Source organism: Streptomyces platensis, assembly GCF_008704855.1.
GTDB lineage: Bacteria > Actinomycetota > Actinomycetes > Streptomycetales > Streptomycetaceae > Streptomyces > Streptomyces platensis.
In genome coordinates this window covers 5,158,012-5,173,162 of the sequence record NZ_CP023691.1, presented here as the reverse complement: position 1 = coordinate 5,173,162, position 15,151 = coordinate 5,158,012, and the positions used below count along the sequence as shown (strand labels likewise).

Annotated in this window: 14 protein-coding genes and 1 tRNA gene; 5 read left to right on the top strand and 10 right to left on the bottom strand. The window is 71.5% G+C overall.

Translation table 11 applies throughout. The features are described 5' to 3' along the window. Positions 1-97: 97 nt before the first annotated feature. Positions 98-171 (bottom strand) — tRNA-Thr (locus tag CP981_RS22970). Between the two features lie 177 nt (positions 172-348). Between CP981_RS22970 and CP981_RS22965 the strand changes: the two genes are divergently transcribed. The 3 genes from CP981_RS22965 to CP981_RS22955 all read left to right on the top strand — a co-directional run bounded on the left by CP981_RS22965 (position 349) and on the right by CP981_RS22955 (position 2,928). Next, positions 349-1,485, top strand: a complete 1,137-nt coding sequence (locus CP981_RS22965) for an ABC transporter ATP-binding protein (RefSeq protein WP_085926988.1) — start codon at positions 349-351, stop codon at positions 1,483-1,485. 264 nt (positions 1,486-1,749) lie between these two features. Continuing rightward, a complete protein-coding gene (locus CP981_RS22960; protein ID WP_085926989.1) occupies positions 1,750-2,169 on the top strand; it encodes a hypothetical protein in 420 nt (139 codons plus the stop codon). A gap of 30 nt (positions 2,170-2,199) precedes the next feature. After that, a complete protein-coding gene (locus CP981_RS22955; protein WP_085926990.1) occupies positions 2,200-2,928 on the top strand; it encodes a nucleotidyltransferase family protein in 729 nt (242 codons plus the stop codon). A 321-nt stretch (positions 2,929-3,249) separates the two neighbouring features. Here the strand turns inward: CP981_RS22955 and CP981_RS22950 are convergent, their stop codons facing one another. The 7 genes from CP981_RS22950 to CP981_RS22920 all read right to left on the bottom strand — a co-directional run bounded on the left by CP981_RS22950 (position 3,250) and on the right by CP981_RS22920 (position 10,351). After that, the gene (locus CP981_RS22950; RefSeq protein ID WP_244329758.1) at positions 3,250-4,890 is read right to left on the bottom strand and encodes a DoxX family protein; all 1,641 of its coding nucleotides are present in this window, start codon (positions 4,888-4,890) and stop codon (positions 3,250-3,252) included. 154 nt (positions 4,891-5,044) lie between these two features. Further along, a complete protein-coding gene (gene rlmB / locus CP981_RS22945; RefSeq protein ID WP_085926992.1) occupies positions 5,045-6,001 on the bottom strand; it encodes a 23S rRNA (guanosine(2251)-2'-O)-methyltransferase RlmB in 957 nt (318 codons plus the stop codon). A gap of 128 nt (positions 6,002-6,129) precedes the next feature. Beyond that, the gene (cysS, locus tag CP981_RS22940; RefSeq protein WP_085926993.1) at positions 6,130-7,524 is read right to left on the bottom strand and encodes a cysteine--tRNA ligase; all 1,395 of its coding nucleotides are present in this window, start codon (positions 7,522-7,524) and stop codon (positions 6,130-6,132) included. 122 nt (positions 7,525-7,646) lie between these two features. Next, positions 7,647-8,051, bottom strand: coding sequence for a PPOX class F420-dependent oxidoreductase (locus tag CP981_RS22935; RefSeq protein WP_085926994.1), 405 nt, complete (start codon positions 8,049-8,051; stop codon positions 7,647-7,649). Between the two features lie 142 nt (positions 8,052-8,193). Continuing rightward, positions 8,194-8,718, bottom strand: a complete 525-nt coding sequence (ispF, locus tag CP981_RS22930; RefSeq protein WP_085926995.1) for a 2-C-methyl-D-erythritol 2,4-cyclodiphosphate synthase — start codon at positions 8,716-8,718, stop codon at positions 8,194-8,196. Then, positions 8,711-9,457, bottom strand: a complete 747-nt coding sequence (ispD, locus tag CP981_RS22925; protein ID WP_085926996.1) for a 2-C-methyl-D-erythritol 4-phosphate cytidylyltransferase — start codon at positions 9,455-9,457, stop codon at positions 8,711-8,713. Before ispD ends, ispF begins: the two co-directional genes overlap by 8 nt. Before the next feature lie 411 nt (positions 9,458-9,868). Further along, entirely contained in the window at positions 9,869-10,351 is a 483-nt protein-coding gene (locus tag CP981_RS22920; RefSeq protein WP_003953493.1) for a CarD family transcriptional regulator, read from the bottom strand. Between the two features lie 830 nt (positions 10,352-11,181). On the opposite strand from CP981_RS22920, the gene CP981_RS22910 reads away from it, so the two are divergent. Then, complete coding sequence (locus CP981_RS22910) at positions 11,182-11,823, top strand: copper chaperone PCu(A)C domain-containing protein (protein ID WP_085926997.1); 642 nt, start codon at positions 11,182-11,184, stop codon at positions 11,821-11,823. A gap of 137 nt (positions 11,824-11,960) precedes the next feature. Here the strand turns inward: CP981_RS22910 and phoP are convergent, their stop codons facing one another. Together phoP and phoR are read right to left on the bottom strand one after the other, a co-directional pair. After that, entirely contained in the window at positions 11,961-12,632 is a 672-nt protein-coding gene (gene phoP, locus CP981_RS22905) for a two-component system response regulator PhoP (RefSeq protein WP_465270490.1), read from the bottom strand. A gap of 5 nt (positions 12,633-12,637) precedes the next feature. Beyond that, positions 12,638-13,906, bottom strand: coding sequence for a two-component system sensor histidine kinase PhoR (gene phoR, locus CP981_RS22900; RefSeq protein WP_085926998.1), 1,269 nt, complete (start codon positions 13,904-13,906; stop codon positions 12,638-12,640). Between the two features lie 530 nt (positions 13,907-14,436). On the opposite strand from phoR, the gene phoU reads away from it, so the two are divergent. Further along, positions 14,437-15,114, top strand: coding sequence for a phosphate signaling complex protein PhoU (phoU, locus tag CP981_RS22895; protein ID WP_085926999.1), 678 nt, complete (start codon positions 14,437-14,439; stop codon positions 15,112-15,114). Positions 15,115-15,151: the final 37 nt, after the last annotated feature.

Genomic DNA, 15,151 nt, shown 5'->3' with positions numbered 1-15,151 from the left:
AGCACCGGAGTTCACACCCCCGCCCGCCCCCACACGCCTCACACGCAAACGAGCCCCAGGCCATCCGGCCTGGGGCTTCGTCCCTGTTCAAGCTGAGAGCCCCCTGTCGGATTCGAACCGACGACCTTCGCTTTACAAGAGCGGTGCTCTGGCCAGCTGAGCTAAGGAGGCGTGCGTGAAGCAGTGTACCCAGGCGCGCCGGATGCCGGTTCCCATTTCGTGACTGCCGGGCTACTGACATCGGGGGCCGCCGCGGGTAGCGTCACGGAGAGTCCATATCAGTGGACTACACCACTCCTTTTACTCGGATCGTCCGGCACGTTCCTGCCGGTGAAGGGATTTCTCACCATGGCTACGGTCACGTATGACCAGGCAACCCGGATCTACCCGGGTTCCGACAAGCCCGCCGTCGACAAACTGGACATCGCCATCGAAGACGGCGAATTCCTTGTTCTGGTCGGCCCCTCCGGATGTGGCAAGTCCACCTCGCTGCGGATGCTCGCGGGGCTGGAGGACGTCGACGGAGGCGCCATCCGTATCGGGGACCGCGATGTCACCCACCTTCCGCCCAAGGACCGGGACATCGCCATGGTGTTCCAGAACTACGCGCTGTATCCGCACATGACGGTCGCCGACAACATGGGCTTCGCGCTCAAGATCGCCGGTGTGCCGAAGGCCGAGATCCGGCAGAAGGTCGAGGACGCGGCCAAGATCCTGGACCTGACCGAGTACCTGTCGCGCAAGCCCAAGGCGCTGTCCGGTGGTCAGCGGCAGCGGGTCGCGATGGGCCGGGCGATCGTCCGGGAGCCGCAGGTCTTCCTGATGGACGAGCCGCTGTCCAACCTGGATGCCAAGCTGCGCGTCCAGACCCGTACGCAGATCGCGGGGCTCCAGCGGCGGCTCGGGATCACGACGGTGTACGTCACGCACGACCAGGTCGAGGCGATGACGATGGGCGACCGGGTCGCCGTGCTCAAGGACGGTCTGCTCCAGCAGATCGATTCGCCGCGGAACATGTACGACCGGCCGGCGAACCTGTTCGTGGCGGGCTTCATCGGCTCGCCCGCGATGAACCTCGTCGAGGTGCCGATCACCGACGGCGGCGTGAAGTTCGGCAACAGCGTCGTCCCGGTCAATCGTGAGGCGCTGGCCTCGGCGGCTGACAAGGGCGACCGGACGGTGACCGTGGGCGTGCGCCCCGAGCACTTCGACATCGTCGAGCAGAACGGTGCCGCCGCGAAGTCGCTGTCCAAGGAGTCCGCGGACGCGCCGGCCGGTCTGGCCGTCACGGTCAATGTCGTCGAGGAACTCGGCGCCGACGGCTATGTCTACGGCACCGCGGAGGTCGGCGGCGAGGTCAAGGATCTCGTCGTACGGGTCAATGGCCGCCAGGTCCCGGAGAAGGGCAGCCGGCTGCACGTCGTGCCGCGGGCGGGCGAGACGCATGTCTTCTCGACGTCGTCCGGGGAGCGCCTCACCGACTGATACGGGCGCAGAGCGAGCGCGGCGGCGGTCCCGGGGACATCCGGGGCCGCCGCCGCGGCGTTCGCCGGCAACAACTCCCACACCCCCGCCGCGGCGTTCGTCGGCAACAACTCCCATCCCCCGCCACCAAGTCGGCACCATAGGGACATAACCCGACTTTCCGCACCAGTGCGTCAACCCCACAACCGCACCGACGAGCCATTGCGTCCCCCGATAAGGTGACCAAATGTCGCCAAATCATCACTCCTCGCTACGATCGCGTCCGTGAACTCCGCAGCCCGCCGCATCGGCAGAACTCTCGCCCTCGTCCTCCCCGTCGTCCTGGTGCTGTCCGGGACCCTCGCCGTCACCGCCGTCCCGTGGGCGTCGTCGACGGCCACCGACTCCCAGGTATTGACCGCGGCCGCCGGCAAGGCCGTCCCCAAGACCGCCGCCCGCGCGCCCGAGGAGGCCCTGCGCAAGCGCCTCCTGGTCGAACTCCAGGAGAAGGACCCGGGCGTCGCCCTGACCCACCTCCAGGAGGCGACCACCGAGCGCCCCTCGCTGGCCAAGCACTGCGTCTCCATCGCCCGTGACCTCGGCCGTGCCGCGGTCGCCAAGTACGGCGCCGCACACCGCGCTCAGGCCTTCTCCCGCCCCGTATGCGACACCTCCTTCGCCACCGGCGTCGCCGCCGCCCAGTGACCCCCGCTCGCACCGCATAGGGTGCGATCCATGACAGGTGCCCCGCATCCTTATCCCACGCAGGCCGTGGTCCTGGCCGGCGGCCAGGGCTCCCGTCTCCGCCCGTACACCGACGACCGCCCCAAGCCGATGGTCGAGATTCCCGGCACCGGGACCCCGATCATCGGCCACCAGCTGAACTGGCTGGCCGAGGAAGGCGTCACGGACGCGGTCATCTCCTGCGGGCACCTCGCCGGAGTGCTCCAGGACTGGCTCGACCGGGCTGAACTCCCGTTGCGCGTCACGACCGTTGTCGAGACCGAACCGCTGGGCCGCGGCGGCGGCCTCAAGTACGCGGCGGGCTCGCTGCCCCGCCCGGACGAGCCCTGGTACGCCACCAACGGCGACATCTGGACCCGCTTCCCGCTCCGCGACATGGCCGCCTTCCACCACGAGCGCGCCGCCGAGGCCACCCTCGCGCTGGCCCGCCCCCACATCCCCTGGGGCGCCGTGGAGACCGATGCGTTCGGGCATGTGCTGGACTTCATCGAGTCGCCGCCCTCGCCGTATCTCATCAACGCCGGCGTCTACGTCTTCTCCGCGGCCTTCACGGGGCTGCTCCCGGACCGCGGCGACCATGAGCGCACCACCTTCCCGCGCCTCGCCCGCGAACGCCGGCTGGCCGGTTTCCCGCTCCCCCAGGGCGCCTACTGGCGCGCCATCGACACCGCCAAGGACCTCACCGAGGCCGCCAAGGAGCTGAGCGCCCAGAGGCGTTGAGCGGGCGTGGCGTACGCGGGGCCGTGGCGGACGCCCGGGGCCCCGGTAGCCGTACAGCACTCCCGGCCCGCCACCACGGCCACCACGCACACCGCGCCGCCGTGTCGGTCGTCCCGGCCGTACGCAGCACATCGCCGCCGCCCTCCGCCCTGCACGGCCTCCCACCGCCGTGCGCCGCCCTCAGCCGCACACGACACCCCACCACCGCCCTCCACCACCCACACACACCTGTCCCCGACCACCCGTCCCTCCCCTGACGGCCGGTGCAGAAGAGCCGTACGGGGAGATCGGGGCGATCGGGGACGGTGCGGGGGTGGCGGGTCAGCCCAGGAGGCCGCCCAGGGCGTCGCGGCCGGAATCGCTTCCGGAGCTGCCGCTGCCGCTGCTGCCGGTTCCGGTGGTGCCGCCGCCGGTGCCGCCCGCCGACGGGGGCACCCGGCTCGGTACCGGGGCCCGTCGGGTCGGCACGGTCTGCTGCGGTGCGCTGGTGGTCGCGCCGGGCTGCCCGGCGAGGCCGCTGCTGCTGCCCGTCGACCGTCCGGTGCCGGGGGCCGAGGCGGCCGGTGTGCCCGGCTTGCGGGCCTTGTGCGAGGCGCCCGCGGACGGCTTGCCGGGGCGCGGTGTGGCGCTGCCGGTGTGCCGGTGGCCGGGCCGGGTGGCGCGCTTGCCGGGGCGGGGCAGCGGGGAGCCGGGCAGGTTGTTGATCGCGGGCTCGCCGGGCCGCGGTACGGGCGCGACCGTCGCGGACCGTACGGCGCCGCCGAGCAGCGAGCCGATGAGCAGGGTCAGCCCGGCCACCACCGCGGTCATCACGGCGCCGCGGCGCAGCACCCGGCGCCGCAGGTCGGCCACCTCGACACGGGGGCCGAGCCGCCGCCAGGCCTCACCGGCGAGCCGCCCGTCCATGGAGTAGACCGGGGCGCCCGCGATGATCAGCGGGCTCCAGGCGGCGAGGTAGATGATGTCGGGGGCGTCGTAGGCGGGGACCGTGCGCCAGCTGACGGTCATCAGCAGCACCGCGGACAGCAGCGTGCCGATCGACGCGGCGACCCGCTGCCACAGTCCGCAGATGGTCAGCACACCGACGACGACCTGGAGGAAGGCGACCGTCAGGCCGGCGCCGACCGGGTGCGAGACGGCGAAGTCGCGCAGCGGCACGGCCAGCGCCCAAGGGTCGAGCGACAGCAGCCACTTGACCATCGAGCCCCGCTCACCGCCGTCGAAGTAGACGGGGTCGCAGAGCTTGCCCATCCCGGCGTAGACGGAGATCAGGCCGAGGAAGATGCGCAGCGGCAGCAGGACGACGCCGAGGTTCATCCGGCGGCCGGGGTAGTACGCGTGCCGCACGGAGTCGGCGCCGCGCCGCCGGCCGCCGGGGTCGTAGCCGTCCGGTGCCTCGAACCGGTCGTCGTCGTAGCCGTCGTCGAGCGGGTCGCGGCTGCCGTACGAGGTGTCCCGGTAGGGGCTGTCGCGGTAGGTGTCGGCGTACGCGCTGCCCACGGGGCGTACGCCACGCAGCAGCTTGGTGTCGTTCTGGGCGGGGCGGCGCTGGCCGATCACGGTCTGGGCGGGGGGCGCGTCGTCGAGGCGGACCCGCGGCAGGACCTGGGTCGTGCCGACGTCCTCGCCCGGTCCGTCGAGGCCGATGCCCGCGTCGCGTACCGCGTGCAGGAGTTGGGTGGTGGCGCCGGCCGTGCCGCCCGGTGCGGTGCGGCCGCTCCACACCACGGGCGCCCGGCGTCTGGCACCGGCGGCCGAGCCCCGGACGCCGGGGATGTGCGCGGTGTCGGCCATGGCGCTGCCCGCCGCGGGCGCGGCGAGCTGTACGCGGAAACTGGCGTGGTTGACGATGACCTGCGCGGGATCGCACGGCACCTTGACCGAGCTCAGGCCCGGCTCGTCATCGAAGCCCGGCGAGCGTCCCCCCGTAGGCGTGCGGGGTGTTCTGGTGTCCACGCTCATCTAACCGAGTGACTCGCGTGAAAGACACTGCCTTGACCGGGTCGATCTGTCCGAGACCCGTCAAAAGATCACGGGATCCGGCGAAGTCGTACGGAGGGTCAGGCCTTGCCCCGGGGTGGCGCGGCGGTGTGCCGGGCGCCCCGGGGCACCGGACTCAGGCGCGGCGGCGGGCCGCCTCCCACAGGACGACACCGGCCGCGACACCGGCGTTCAGCGACTCCGCGCCGCCCGGCATCGGGATCCGCACCCGGACGTCACAGGTCTCGCCGACCAGCCGCGACAAGCCCTTGCCCTCGCTGCCGACGACGATCACGACCGGGCCGTCCAGCGCCTCGACGTCCTGGAGCTCCAGCTCGCCGTCCGCGGCCAGCCCGACGACCGTCAGACCGGCCTTCTGGTACGACTCCAGCGTCCGGGTCAGGTTGGTGGCTCGGGCGACCGGCGTACGGGCCGCGGTGCCCGCCGAGGTCTTCCACGCACCGGCCGTCATCCCGGCCGCCCGGCGCTCCGGCACGACCACACCGTGGCCGCCGAAGGCACACACGGAACGGACCACGGCGCCGAGGTTGCGCGGGTCGGTGACGCCGTCGAGCGCGACGATCAGCGGGTCGGCGCCCTCGTCGAAGGCGGCCGCGGCCAGGTCCTCGGGGTGCGCGTAGTCGTACGGCGGGACCTGGAGGACCAGGCCCTGGTGGTTGAGGCCGTTGGTCATCCGGTCCAGCTCGGGGCGCGGCGCCTCCATCAGGTTGATGTCGCCGCGCTCCGAGGCGAGCTGGAGTGCGGCGCGCACCCGCTCGTCGGTGTCGATGAACTGCTGGACGTAGAGGTTCGTCGCGGGCACGCCATCGCGCAGCGCCTCGAAGACCGGGTTACGGCCGACGACCAGCTCCGCGGTGCCCTTGGCGCCGCCGCGCCGCGGGGCCGGGCGGCGCGCCGCGGCCTGCTTCGCCTGGGCGTTGGCGACGCGGTTCTTGACGTGTCCCTTACGAGCGGAGGCGGGCGGGGTCGGGCCCTTGCCCTCCAGGCTCCGGCGCCGCTTGCCGCCGCTGCCGACCTGCGCGCCCTTCTTGTTGGACGTGCGGCGGTTCCTGCGCTGGCTGTTGCCGGCCATGGGTCACCTGTTTCTTCACTGCTCTCGACGTCTCGCGACGTGGAGTGGGGACGTACGTATGGAATGAGTGTCGCCCGCGGCCACCGGGGCGGTCGAATCCGGGGGGCCGGTGGCGGGCGGGACGGGGGTCAGGACAGCGACCAGCGCGGGCCCGAGGGGGTGTCCTCGATGGCGAGCCCGGACTGCTGGAGCTGGTCGCGGATGGCGTCGGCGGTGGCGTAGTCCTTGCGGGAGCGGGCGGCCTGGCGCTGTTCGAGGACCAGCCGGACCAGGGAGTCGACCACACCGTGGAGGTCGTCGCCGCGGTCCGTGCCGGCGCCGGCCCAGCGCTCGTCGAGCGGGTCCAGGCCGAGCACGCCGAGCATCGCCCGCAGCTCGGCGAGCCGGGCCACCGCCGATTCCTTGTCGTCGGCGAGCAGCGCGGAGTTGCCCTGGCGCACGGTGGTGTGCACGATCGCCAGCGCCTGCGGGACGCCCAGGTCGTCGTCCATCGCCTTGGCGAAGGCCGGCGGCACCTCGGGCGCGGGCTCGACGACGCCGGCCTTCTCGACCGCGCGCTGGACGAAGCCCTCGATCCGCGCGAACGCGGACTCGGCCTCGCGCAGCGCTTCCTCGCTGTACTCGATCATCGAGCGGTAGTGCGGGGTGCCCAGGTAGTAGCGCAGCACGATCGGGCGCCAGCGCTTGACCATCTCCGGGACCAGCACGGAGTTGCCCAGCGACTTGGACATCTTCTCGCCGCTCATGGTCACCCAGGCGTTGTGCGACCAGTACGCGGCGAAGTCGTCGCCGTAGGCCTTGGCCTGCGCGATCTCGTTCTCGTGGTGCGGGAAGACGAGGTCGACGCCGCCGCCGTGGATGTCGAAGGCGGAGCCCAGGTACTTGTGGGCCATCGCCGAGCACTCCAGGTGCCAGCCGGGCCGGCCGCGGCCCCAGGGGGTCTCCCAGCTGGGCTCGCCCTCCCTGGCCGCCTTCCACATCGCGAAGTCGCGCGGGTCCCGCTTACCGGTCTCGCCCTCGCCGGACGGCTGGCGGAGGTTGTCCAACTCCTGGTTGGACAGCTGGAGATACTCCGGGAAGGACTTCACATCGAAGTAGACGTTGCCGTCGGCGGCGTAGGCGTGGCCCCGCTCGATCAGGCCGCGCATCATCTCGATCATCTCGGGGATGTGGCCGGTGGCGCGCGGCTCATAGGTGGGACGCAGGCAGCCGAGGGAGTCGTAGGCCGTGTTGAAGGCGACCTCGTTCTCGTAGCCGATCGACCACCAGGGGCGGCCCTGCTCGGCCGCCTTCTTGATGATCTTGTCGTCGATGTCCGTGACATTGCGCACGAACGTCACGTCGTAGCCGCGGTAGTCGAACCAGCGGCGCATGATGTCGAAGTTCAGCCCCGACCTGATATGCCCGATGTGCGGGGCGGCCTGCACGGTCGCGCCACACAGGTAGATCGAGACACAGCCCGGCACGAGCGGGGTGAAATCGCGAATCTGCCGGGCGCTGGTGTCGTACAGGCGAATCGTCACGGAACCAGGGTAGTCGGAACGAGGCAGTGCCCCGCGACCCATTGGGCCACGGGGAAACAGATCCGCCACAACCGCCCGATTCGCCGGAAGTGTCACCCGCCCGGGGCGGCCCCGGGGCCTGGTCAGATGCTGCCCACCACCTTGCGCGGGGTGATCCGCACCACGACCCGCTCGGCGTCGTCGGCCGACGCCGGGTTGAACTCCGCGTACGGCTTGCCGGTGTACTTCCGCGACAGCTGGTCGATCAGTTCCTGCCCGCCCTCGGTGCTGAGCGAGGCGGAGCCGCGGACCTCGGCGTACGTATAGGGCGCGTCGAAGGGCTGGACCACGACGGAGACCCGGGCGTCCCGGCGGAGGTTGCGCTCCTTGCGGCGGCCGACGGTCGTCGAGATCAGCAGATCGTCGCCGTCGCGCTTCACCCAGACCGGGGAGACCTGGGGGCTGCCGTCGGGCTGGACGGTCGCCACGGTCACGAAGACCGGGGTGTCGAGGAGCTTCTTGAGGTCGTCGGACAGGGTGGCAGTCACGAGGGGTCCTTCCTGCGGGCCGTTCCGAGGGACACGAATACTCCGATGGTCCCCCCAACACCCGCGCGGCGCCCGGCATTCCCGCTCCATACGGGGGAATGCCGGGCGCCGCGTACTCCGGTCCGGGCCCTGCGGGAGCCGGTCAGGCCGTACGGAAGACGATCGCCGTGGCGACCGCGGCCAGGCCCTCGGCGCGGCCCGTCAGGCCCAGCCCGTCCGAGGTCGTGCCGGAGACCGAGACCGGCGCCCCGACGGCCTCCGACAGCGCCTTCTGGGCCTCGTCGCGGCGCTTGCCGACCTTCGGGCGGACGCCGATGACCTGCACCGCGACATTGCCGATGGTGAAGCCCTCGGCCCGGACGATCCGCGCGGCCTCGGCCAGCAGCGTCACCCCGGACGCGCCGGACCACTCGGGGCGGCTGGTGCCGAAGTGCGCCCCCAGGTCGCCGACGCCGGCCGCCGAGAACAGCGCGTCACAGGCGGCATGGGCGGCCACATCGCCGTCGCTGTGACCGGCCAGGCCGTAGCCGTCGCTCTCCGCGGTGTCCCAGAGCAGCCCGGCGCACCACAGCTCACGGCCCTGCTCGAAGGCGTGCACATCCGTGCCGATGCCGACGAGCGGGAGCAGCGGGGCGGCGGGGGCCGCGGCGGGAATCGGTTCAGACATAGCCATCGGTGGCCCTCCTGCGGGCGAGTACGGCCTCGGCCAGGACCAGGTCCAGCGGCCGGGTCACCTTGAAGGCCTCCTCGTGGCCGGGAACGACCACGACCGGCGAGCCGAGCCGTTCGACCAGCCCGGCGTCGTCGGTGGCACCCTCGCCCTCGACGACGGTGTCATGCGCCTTGCGCAGGGTCGCCAGATCGAAGCCCTGTGGAGTCTGCACGGCGCGCAGCAGCGCCCGCTCCGGGGTGCCGACCACCGGCTCGGGGGTGCCCTGCGGCTGCGGATCGACCTGCTTGACGGTGTCGGCCAGCGGCAGTGCCGGGACGACGGCGGGGGCACCGGCGCGGACGGCGGCGACCACCGCGTCGACGGTGTCGACCGGGACCAGCGGCCGCGCGGCGTCATGGACCAGCACCACGTCGATGGTGTCCGGGAGCGCCGCCAGACCGAGCTGGACGGACTCCTGGCGGGTCCCGCCGCCGGGGACGACCCGCAGGTCGGTGCGCTCGGGCAGCGGGTGCTCGTCGAGCAGGCGGCTGACCTCGGCGGCGCCGTCCGGCGGGGCGACCACGACGATCATGGAGACGGCCCGGGACGCGGCCATCGCGCGGACGGCGTGCACCAGCATGGGGGTGCCGCCCAGGGTGCGCAGCGCCTTGGGGGTGCCGGGACCGAGCCGGACACCACGGCCGGCGGCGGGAATCACCGCGGCGGTGCGGAGGGGACGGGAGGGATCTGACATCGATGACTCCGGAGTCCGGGGCGAGCCCGGAATTGACGCAGACAGGTTTGTTTCCTCGGACGAGGTGGGTATGGCCTGGGCGTGCCCCCTACGGGGGGAGTGCCGGGCGCGACGCCTTGACCGGACCCTTCCGTGACATCGGTCGAGCCAGCTGCCCGGGCCCGGCACGTCACAGGGGGGCGGTGGTCCTCACCGGTACCAGCCGGCCCCCATGGATCCGTCGCAACACCCGCAGATATGCCGCAGCGCCCGGCAACGGACCGATTCCCCTCGGGGAATCGATCGTCACTCGGGCACCGCGGCATTGCTACGTCGTCGCTGCGTAGGATTTCCGTGGACTGGATTTCCTGGCGTTGGCTTTGCCTGCGTTGGATGGCGCCAACACCGGTTATGGCCAATGCTTCAGCGTCGTCAGGACGCGAGTACCTCGTCGAGCAGGGCCTCGGCCTTGTCCTCGTTGGTGTTCTCCGCGAGGGCGAGCTCGCTCACCAGGATCTGGCGCGCCTTCGCGAGCATCCTCTTCTCACCGGCGGAGAGGCCGCGCTCACGCTCACGCCGCCACAGGTCACGCACCACTTCGGCAACCTTGATCACATCGCCGGAGGCGAGCTTCTCAAGATTTGCCTTGTAGCGACGGGACCAGTTCGTGGGCTCTTCGGCATACGGTGCGCGAAGCACCTCGAAGACCCGGTCCAGCCCGTCCTGACCAACCACGTCGCGTACGCCGACGAACTCCGCATTGTCCGCTGGCACACGAACAGTCAAGTCGCCCTGGGCGACCTTCAGCACCAAGTAGGTCTTGTCCACGCCTTTGATCTGGCGAGTTTCGATGGCCTCGATCAGCGCGGCCCCGTGATGGGGATAGACCACGGTGTCGCCAACCTTGAACGTCATGTGACAGGTACCCCTTCCGTGGCTATCCATGCTAACACGGGAACGGGCCGTTCTGAATGGCGTTTTCGCAGGTCAGGGCATATCTCGGGGCTTGACAACAGCGACCGGAACGTGCTGCGAGGGGCCTCCGGAGATGGGAATTCGCAGGTCGGAGGGGCTGCACGGGTGAGCGGAAACATGCCCGTCACGTACCGGGAAGGCGATGATCAACAGGCTGAACGTCCCGGTTTGCACGGATCCACACGAGCGAGTTCCGGTACTCCGTTCGGCTGCTCAGGGGCCTCTCGGGGCGGATTCTGGAATTGATCACGAACCGGCGGGCGAAGAGTGTGATCAATTCCGCGAGCCCTTCACATTCCCTGCGAATACTGCTTTTCCCAGGGAAGGAAACCAGCCGCTCACCACCCGAACGGCCGCGTGCCGAAAATTCATGCCCGTTCTTGAGAACGTTCTCGACTCCGCCTGAACTGCGAACCGTTCCAGCGGCCGTTCCGCGGGCCGTTCCGTGTACCGCGTGCGGCCGCCCGTTTCCCGGTGCGTTCTCCCGCCTGCTTCCCGGGGGCTCCGGCCGCCGCCGGCTGCCGTTCGGGGCCGTGTGTCGGGGGCGGCGGAACGGGGGCCCGGACGGCGGTGGCGGGCCGCTGATCGCGCTGGGGGCGGGTCGGGTGCGGCGGCGCGAGGGCGGCTCGGTAACCTAGCGGCGCTGACACACCCTTAGGGCGGCTTTACGCACCCGTCGTCATGACGCGTACGGAGGCCGCTCCAGCCGTCCATCCGCGACCGGGCACGAACGTTCGGCCGCCGTAGCTCGTCAAGGAGATGCCGCCGCCGTGAGCCGCAGCCTTCGACGCGGCGTCCTCGCCGCCACCGTCCTTTCGCTCTCGATCGCCACGCTGTCCGCGTGCGCGGCCGGGAACGACGCCCAGACGCTTGCGGTCAAGCCGGACAACGCCGCGACCTCTGTGGGCGACATCAAGATCCAGAACGCCAACGTGATCACCCAGCCCGAGGTGGACGCCAAGGGCCCGGCCGTGGTCTCGGCGACGGTGTTCAACAGCGGCGTCAAGGACCAGAAGCTGACCGCGATCTCCGTCGACGGCAGCGGCCAGACGGCCAAGCTCGCGCCGGCCGACCACGGCTCCGGCCCGGTCACCGTGCCCGCCGGCGGCTCCGTCGTGATCGGCGGCGAGGGCAACCCCTCGGCCGTCCTCGCCAGCGGCCGGGAGGCCGTCCAGGACGGCAACGCGCAGCCGCTGACCTTCAAGTTCAGCTCCACCGGCCAGGTGCGGATCAACGCCTACGTCGTCCCGGCGAAGAACTACTTCGAGGGCTACGGGCCGTCGCAGGTGCCGTCGCCGTCCGGCTCGCCGTCGCCGTCCGGTTCCGGCAAGCCCTCGGGCAAGCCGTCCGGCTCCGCGTCCCCGTCCGGTTCGGGCAAGCCGACCGCGGCGGCGGACCACGCCGAGGACTGAGCCGGCCGCCCGACGGCGGCAGGCCGTCACCAGTACGCGCCAGGGGCGCCCTTCCGATCCGGAGGGGCGCCCCTGGCGCGTAGTGGCACAGCGGTGAGCCGCGCGGCGCTGCGCGGCTCACCGGTGCACGGGCCGGCTTACGGCTCGAACTTGTAACCCAGGCCGCGGACCGTGACGAGGTAGCGCGGTGCGCCCGGGTCGGGCTCGATCTTGGCGCGCAGCCGCTTGACGTGCACGTCCAGCGTCTTGGTGTCGCCCACGTAGTCGGCGCCCCAGACCCGGTCGATGAGCTGCATACGGGTCAGCACCCGGCCGGCGTTGCGCAGCAGCATCTCCAGGAGGTCGAACTCCTTCAGCGGCAGATCGACCTTGCCGCCGGCGACCGTGACGACATGGCGGTCCACGTCCATCCGGACCGGGCCGGCCTCCAGGGCCTGCGGGGCGACCTCCTCGGGCTCGCCGCGGCGGCGCAGCACGGCGCGGATCCGGGCGACCAGTTCGCGGGAGGAGAAGGGCTTGGTGACGTAGTCGTCGGCTCCTATTTCCAGGCCGACCACCTTGTCGATCTCGCTGTCCTTGGCGGTCACCATGATGACCGGGACATTGGAGCGGCCGCGGAGCTGGCGGCAGACCTCGGTGCCGGGCAGGCCGGGCAGCATCAAATCCAGCAGCACGAGATCGGCGCCGTTGCGCTCGAACTCGTCCAGTCCGTCAGGGCCCGTAGCCGCGATGGCGACCTCGAAGCCCTCCTTGCGGAGCATGTACGACAGTGCATCGCTGAACGATTCCTCGTCCTCGACGACAAGCACTCGGGTCACGGAAGGACCTCCGGGGCTGGGTGAGCAGGGAGCGGATCGTTGAAGGTCTCGTACGGGCGGTCCTCGTCGTCGAGGCCCTCCGCGGAGAGGTCGGCGGGCCGTTCGCGGTCGCGTACGGCCCCGGCTTCCGGGAGACGCAGGGTGAAGGTGGAGCCTTGTCCCTCGGCGCTCCATACCGTGACCTCCCCGCCGTGCGAGGCGGCCACGTGCTTGACGATGGCGAGGCCGAGGCCGGTCCCGCCGGTGGCGCGCGAGCGCGCCGGGTCGACGCGGTAGAACCGCTCGAAGACGCGGTCGCGGTCCTTCTCGGATATCCCGATGCCCTGGTCGGTCACCGCGATCTCGATCAGGTCGCCACCCGGTGCGGAGACATGGCGTCCGGCGATCCCCACGCGGGTGCGCGCCGGGGAGTAGTTGACGGCGTTCTCGACGAGGTTGCCCAGGGCCGCCGCGAGCTGGCCGCGATTGCCCCAGACATGCAGGTCGGCGGTGCCGCCGACGGCCATGGTGATCTGCTTCGTCCCGGCCTGCTGGCGGCAGCGGTCCATCGCCTCGGCGACCAGCTCGTCGACCCGGACCGGCTCGGCGTCCTCCAGCGGGTCGTCGTTCTGCACCCGGGAGAGATCGATGAGCTCCTGGACGAGGCTGGTCAGGCGGGTGGCCTCGTTCTGCATCCGGCCGGCGAAGCGCTCGACGGCCTCCGGGTCGTCGCTGGCGTCCATCACGGCCTCGGAGAGCAGCGACAGGGCGCCGACCGGCGTCTTGAGCTCATGGCTGACGTTGGCCACGAAGTCGCGTCGGACGGCCTCTATGCGGCGGGCCTCGGTGAGGTCCTCGACCAGCAGCAGGACGAGCCGGGAGCCGAGCGGGGCGACTCTGGCGGAGACCGCGAGGGCCTCGCCGCGGCCGGTGCCGCGGCGCGGGAGGTCCAGCTCGACCTGGCGTATCTCCCCGTCCCTGCGGGTGTCGCGGGCCATCTGCATCATCGGTTCGACGGCGAGCTTGCCGCCGCGGACCAGCCCGAGGGCGTACGCGGCGGAGCTGGCCTTGACGACGGCGTCGGCCTCGTCGAGCACCACGGCGGAGGAGCGGAGCACCGAGAGCACGGTGTCGACCCCGGGCGGCAGCGCGGCGTCGACGTGCAGCGAGCTGCGGGTGGGCTTGGCCTGATCGCGCTCACTCCAGCGGAACGCCAGCATGGCGAAGACGCCGGTGCACAAGCCGGCGATCGCTGCCACTGCGGCGACGGCCGCATCCACGTTCATGACTCCAGGTTATGCGCCGGGTCGGACACTTCCCCAGCCGTGCGAGGCCCTGCTCGAACAGCCGTCGCCCAGAGTTCACCGTGGCGTCCACACCGGTTCACTCCGGAGGCCGGTGCGGAGCGTGTGCCCGTCCGCCGGATGCCCCTAGGGAAACCGGCGCGTGCGCCCTGCCGCTCCGGCGCACGGCCCGGTGAACCGCCCGGCCGGCCTCGGGGCAGTGGTTGCGTCGCCCAGAGTTCACCTTCACGTCGGTGCCGGTTCACCCCCGGTGGCACCGCAGGTCGCGCGGCGCCCGCAAGGTGAGGGTGCGGGTGCCGGACCGGTTCCGCTCCGACCCGCGACCGGACACCCTGAGCGACCGCGAGCGGGCCCCTCCGGGGCACGGCACCGCGGAGTACGCGCTCCGCGGAGCGCTCCTCCGGGATCCGGGCCGCGCGGGCACCGGCCGTGAGAGCGTGGGCACAGGTCACCCTGCACCCCGTTCCACCTCCCACGCCACATCACCACATCGAAGCGAGAGAAGGTCACTGATGCGGGACGCGTACCACGAGGAGCTGGATTCGATCGGCGAGGGCCTGGTCGAGATGGCCCGGCTCGTCGGCTCCGCGATCGGGCGCGCCACCACGGCGATACTCGACGCGGACCTCAAGCTGGCCGAGAACGTCATCGCCGGCGACGAGAAGGTCGACGACCTCCAGCGCGACCTGGAGGCCCGGGCCATCGCCCTGCTGGCGCGGCAGCAGCCGGTCGCCACCGACCTGCGGATCGTCGTCACCTCGCTGCGGATGAGCGCCGACCTGGAGCGCTCCGGCGACCTGGCCCAGCATGTGGCCAAGCTGGCCCGGCTGCGCTTCCCGGAGTCCGCCGTTCCGCAGGATCTGCACGCCACCATCCTGGAGATGGGGCAGCTGGCGCAGCGCCTGATGGCCAAGGCCGCCGAGGTCATCATCACCAAGGACGTCGACCTCGCGCTCCAGCTGGAGCAGGACGACGACGCGATGGACATGCTGCACCGCACGCTCTTCCAGCACCTGATGGACGACCGCTGGAAGCACGGCATCGAGACGGCCGTGGATGTGACCCTGCTGGGCCGCTACTACGAGCGCTTCGCCGACCACGCGGTGTCCGTCGCCAAGCGGGTCGTCTACCTGGTCACCGGCGAGCACGCCGACGAGATCGCCCCGCCGACGGCGGTGGAGGGCACCTGACGGCACCGGCGGGCGGAGGGCGCGAGTCTGCCCCATG

Excerpts from the sequence above, each read along its gene's own strand:
- rlmB (WP_085926992.1), bottom strand. The coding sequence starts at position 6,001 with ATGGCCGGCAACAGCCAGCGCAGGAACCGCCGCACGTCCAACAAGAAG.
- ispF (WP_085926995.1), bottom strand. The coding sequence starts at position 8,718 with ATGTCTGAACCGATTCCCGCCGCGGCCCCCGCCGCCCCGCTGCTCCCG.
- ispD (WP_085926996.1), bottom strand. The coding sequence starts at position 9,457 with ATGTCAGATCCCTCCCGTCCCCTCCGCACCGCCGCGGTGATTCCCGCC.
- CP981_RS22950 (WP_244329758.1), bottom strand. The coding sequence starts at position 4,890 with ATGAGCGTGGACACCAGAACACCCCGCACGCCTACGGGGGGACGCTCG.
- phoU (WP_085926999.1), top strand. The coding sequence starts at position 14,437 with ATGCGGGACGCGTACCACGAGGAGCTGGATTCGATCGGCGAGGGCCTG.
- CP981_RS22955 (WP_085926990.1), top strand. The coding sequence starts at position 2,200 with ATGACAGGTGCCCCGCATCCTTATCCCACGCAGGCCGTGGTCCTGGCC.
- CP981_RS22920 (WP_003953493.1), bottom strand. The coding sequence starts at position 10,351 with ATGACGTTCAAGGTTGGCGACACCGTGGTCTATCCCCATCACGGGGCC.
- CP981_RS22965 (WP_085926988.1), top strand. The coding sequence starts at position 349 with ATGGCTACGGTCACGTATGACCAGGCAACCCGGATCTACCCGGGTTCC.
- phoR (WP_085926998.1), bottom strand. The coding sequence starts at position 13,906 with ATGAACGTGGATGCGGCCGTCGCCGCAGTGGCAGCGATCGCCGGCTTG.